Raw genomic sequence first — 609 nt, forward strand, 5'->3', positions numbered from 1 at the left:
GGTGGTGTGTTGACGCGGCAGGTGGGTGGATCTCGGCGAGGCCGCTCAGCAGCCGTGCGTAGCGCGTGCGTTGGTCGCCCCGGGGCTCGTTTCCGCCTTCGGTCCTCGGTTTCTCCCAGCTGGACACGGCAGCCCGGGTGACGCCCACCGCTGCGCCGACCTGTTCCAGGCTGAAGCCGGCTGCCTTGCGCAGCCGAACTCGTTCCTCGTGCGGGGGGATGGCGGCTTCGAGGCGGGCCTGTGCGAGGAGTTGGGCCACGGAATCATTCGCGTCACTCACCCATCCCACTATACGTTCGCGGTGAGCGGGCTCGATGAACCCGCTCACCCTTGGAACGTCGTCTCGGCGAGGGTTGCTGCGCTGGTCAGCGGGGACGCAGGGCCGATACGCGGTTGCCGTGCGCGACAGGTGCGTCAGCTGCGCTCGCGGTGCGGCCAGTGCGCGGGCGGTGACACGTGCAGTGTCGGTTGTGGACTTTCAGGATTCGGTCCGGTCACTGCGTGGTTGGCTCCTTCCGGTGCAACGGGTGCGCGGCGCGGAGGACTTCGCGGGCGGCCGGACTGTCCTCGGTCGCTGTGTGCCGGGTTCGGCGGGGCGCTTCAGGCGGG

1 protein-coding gene is annotated in these 609 nt (G+C 69.8%); it reads right to left on the reverse strand.

Going from position 1 to position 609, the window contains the following annotated elements; all coding sequences use genetic code 11:
* Nucleotides 1-280, reverse strand: a 280-nt coding sequence (locus JGS22_RS27230; protein WP_216815192.1) for a helix-turn-helix domain-containing protein, incomplete at its 3' end; no start/stop codon positions are given.
* Nucleotides 281-609: the final 329 nt, after the last annotated feature.

The sequence above is a fragment of the Streptomyces tardus genome (genome assembly GCF_018101125.2).
Classification (GTDB): Bacteria; Actinomycetota; Actinomycetes; order Streptomycetales; family Streptomycetaceae; genus Streptomyces; species Streptomyces tardus.